We start from the raw sequence: 666 nt of genomic DNA on the forward strand, positions 1-666 counted from the left end.
ACTTAATCAAAAAAACGTAAAAGACTATATTCAAGCAAAAGAAAAAAGCAGCGCAGAAGCAACTTATTTATTAATAAAGGCACGCAAGAATAAGAGCGCCTTAAAGTTGGCCGATCGTATAAAATCTTATAACAAGAACTTACGTATTGATATAGCTGAACAAGATGCAGGCGTGCAAAATAATTTACAATCCTTACATACATTTATTATTGTTTTATCGGCATTGGTGTTAACTATCACGTCTCTTATTCTCATTTCAAACTTTGAGCTTTTGCTCTACAAGATGAGGAATCAGTTCGCCATTATGCGTTCAATAGGAGCCAGTGCTAAACAGATTAGCAAGATTATCATACTTCAAAGCACCGTTATAAACACCGTAGGTACAGGTGTAGGATTTTTGCTAACCTTTTGCAGTCAAAGGTACTTATATAGCTGGTTAGGAAAAGTGTCAGAAATATCTTCCTTTCCATCTGACTTTAACGTAGGTACTGCCATTATCCTTACAGTTGTAATGTTTGTTATTATTCAATTCTTTTTACTCGTTCCAGCTTATCGAAGTACAAAAGTATTGCCCCTAAAAACAATGCAGAAGAACGAGAAAATTAACTATGGTTTTTCCAGTGCTAATAGTACCTTAAAAACTACTATTCTTGTCTTGGAAAAACC

At 34.4% G+C, this 666-nt stretch carries 1 protein-coding gene; it reads left to right on the top strand.

Translation table 11 applies throughout. The features are described from left to right. A partial coding sequence (locus AC1DRF_RS31185; RefSeq protein WP_477742722.1) for an ABC transporter permease occupies positions 1-666 on the top strand: 666 nt, incomplete at both ends.

It is taken from the genome of Priestia sp. P5_B4, assembly GCF_056400385.1.